The sequence below is a fragment of the Pseudomonas sp. MIL19 genome, assembly GCF_028680365.1.
GTDB lineage: Bacteria > Pseudomonadota > Gammaproteobacteria > Pseudomonadales > Pseudomonadaceae > Aquipseudomonas > Aquipseudomonas spirodelae.
In genome coordinates this window covers 1-2579 of record NZ_JAPPVG010000070.1, presented here as the reverse complement: position 1 = coordinate 2579, position 2579 = coordinate 1, and the positions used below count along the sequence as shown (strand labels likewise).

Sequence of the window (2579 nt, the reverse complement as noted above, 5' to 3'; positions counted from 1 at the left end):
AGCTGCCTGCGCTGCTGGCTGGCCTCGATTGCGGCGGCGCGGGCCTCCTTGGCCCTCTGCTCCGCTTCCTGCGCCGCAACCTTTGCCGCAGCCCGTGCAGCCTCCTGCACGGTGCTTACGGCTGCTGCACGGGGCACTAGCCCCACCGCTGCCCCCATGTGTTCCAGCCACCCACCCGGTTCAGGTAGCGGCGGCGGCGCTGGTATGCGGACAGCTCCAGGCTCCTGCCCCATCACGGCCTCTGCAGCGGCGTAGTAGCTCCGAATTGTGCGATGCCTCGCCCCTGACCCCTTCAGCCCCCTCTCAAGCCCAAGCGGGGCCATGGCAGCGGCGTAGCTGTCCTGCAGATCGCCCAGCTTCGCCCTCCCGTCCAGCCAGTGCGAAGCAGCCAGCGCGGGCTTAGGGGCCTTAACGCTCGCCGGGGTGCCCGCCTTCGGCTTGCGGCCTCGCGTCTCGATCATCTCCACCTCTGGCACCAGGAAGGCATGCAGGTGTGGCGTTGTTTCGTCCAGGTGCAGCGCCACCTGGAGCACGTTGTTTCGCCCGAACACGTCCTCGATCCACTGCACGTTGCGGCGCAGCCACTCCTGGGTCTGCTCTCGGCTGGCCTGCTTGAACCACTCGGGGGAGGCAGACAGCATCAGCTCCACCGCCAGCACGCTGTCCGTGCGCAGCTTGCCGCCTCGCTGCTTGAAATCTGCAAGCCGTTCCCCCAGCTGCTCGGACAGATTTCGCGGAGCACGCTCAGACCACCGCACCCAGCCGTCAGCAGGGGTGTAGGTCGCGTTTGTGGATCGCCGCTCAGGGTCTGCGTTGGGTGTCGGCCTGGTGCGGTTCATGTGCCTACCCATACCACCCACAGACCGCGCCGATGTGTGCTTTTTTGTCCTCAAAATCGCCTTTGACATCACTCTGACCTGCTCTTGATTTGCTCCAGCTTTTAGCAGTTGTCGGCCCCAAAGATCAACAGCACCCGGAAAGTTCCCGGGACTCACTACGGAGTATTTCCTCCGGCGCTTCGCGCCTACAGAAAAACTCCTACGTTCGACCGCACCACTTCACCCGTCCGCCGCGACCGTAGGTCGCCGCCGAAGGCAGCGGCGTGAAGGAGCGAAGCAGCCGCGCTCCGATGCCGAGCCCTACTCGGACTCGGACGGCGCACAGGGACTGGAAGGCCGCAGAACTAACCACCACCGCAGTGCTTGGGACACTTATCCACCGCTCGTTCCTCGCCGTGGATAAGTATCAGCCCTCGACCCCGTTCCGGGGGCCCACTCGGGCCACGGCAGAGCGGGTCAATTCATTGACCTGGAAGATCAAGAGCCGCGGCGCTCGCGCCGCAAAAGGATGCCGGCTTGCGCCGGGTTCTTAGATCATAAGAGGGGGCAAATATAAAACCCTTTAAAATCAATGGCTTGCGAGGGGGGGGTAGCTCACCCTGGATGAGCTACCCCTAGCTCACCCTGGATGAGCTAGGGGTAGCTCATTTGAGCAGCGGTATCGCCCAAACTTGTTAGATATCCTCCGCGCGTGATTAGATATCTGTCACGCAAATAGGAGCGCTGTATGCCGGAAGTCATTGGAGCGGTTAGGGGTACGTGGGTACAGACGGAGCGCGCCGCCCACGAGGCTTGGGCTGGGCTGATTGGGCGCCAGCCTCGGGCTGCTGCTTTGCTGCACCTGCTCGTGGCGAACATGGATCGAAGCGGCGCGCTGGTGGCGTCTCAGGCGACGCTGGGAAGTCTGATGGGTGTCAGTGTGGCTACCGTCAAGCGCGCCCTGACCGTCCTCAGTGACGAATGCTGGATCGACGTCGTGCGCGTCGGCAGCGAGCGGGGCGGGGTGAATGCGTATGTCGTGAACCGACGAGTTGCCTGGGCCGATAAGCGCGAGAACCAGCGCTATGCCTCGTTCGACGCCCGGATACTGGTCAGCGAGGCCGAGCAGGACGCGCCAGTGCGCAACGATCTGCCGCCGCTGCGTCAGATGCCGTCGCTGTCGCCAGGAGACATGCAGCTGCCTCATGGCGACGGCCTGCCACCACCCACACAACCGCCCCTGGTGGAGCCTGATCTACCCAGTCTGTCGCGCGACCCCCGCACCGTCGATTGGGTCGATGGCAAGGCTGACGCAGAGCGCTAGCGCAACCCCGGCCCGCTGCTCGGCCCACCGTACAGCTCGCACTCCAGCGCCTGCGCATGGGCGGCCAGCCCTTCCCCCCACTCCCGCAGCTCCTGGATGCGCTCCGCGTCCCCTGCGCGCTCCTGGAGCGCCTCCCGCAGCTCTGCGCGCATCAGGTCGAGCTGCTTCCTCGCATCCGCCAGGCGCTGCTCCTGCTGCCGCTGGAGCGCTTCCATCTCTGCGCCCAGCCCTTCCGCTCGCTGGATGCCCTCAAAGCCCCCCACGGCGCGATACCGCGCCTCTAGCTGCCTGCGCTGCTGGCTGGCCTCGATTGCGGCGGCGCGGGCCTCCTTGGCCCTCTGCTCCGCTTCCTGCGCCGCAACCTTTGCCGCAGCCCGTGCAGCCAGCAGCGCAGGCAGCTAGAGGCGCGGTATCGCGCCGTGGGGGGCTTTGAGGGC

Annotated in this window: 3 protein-coding genes; 1 reads left to right on the top strand and 2 read right to left on the bottom strand. The window is 65.7% G+C overall.

Features of this window, described 5'->3' with window-relative positions:
* The coding region (mobV, locus tag N1078_RS19325; RefSeq protein ID WP_274089688.1) for a MobV family relaxase at positions 1-851 on the bottom strand (851 nt) is incomplete at its 3' end.
* A gap of 820 nt (positions 852-1671) precedes the next feature.
* On the opposite strand from mobV, the gene N1078_RS19320 reads away from it, so the two are divergent.
* Positions 1672-2142, top strand: a complete 471-nt coding sequence (locus N1078_RS19320) for a hypothetical protein (protein WP_274089687.1) — start codon at positions 1672-1674, stop codon at positions 2140-2142.
* Here N1078_RS19320 and N1078_RS19315 read toward each other — a convergent pair.
* The gene (locus tag N1078_RS19315; protein ID WP_274089686.1) at positions 2139-2357 is read right to left on the bottom strand and encodes a hypothetical protein; all 219 of its coding nucleotides are present in this window, start codon (positions 2355-2357) and stop codon (positions 2139-2141) included. The genes N1078_RS19320 and N1078_RS19315 overlap by 4 nt on opposite strands.
* Positions 2358-2579 lie beyond the last annotated feature (222 nt).

Excerpts from the sequence above, each read along its gene's own strand:
- N1078_RS19315 (WP_274089686.1), bottom strand. The coding sequence starts at position 2,357 with ATGGAAGCGCTCCAGCGGCAGCAGGAGCAGCGCCTGGCGGATGCGAGG.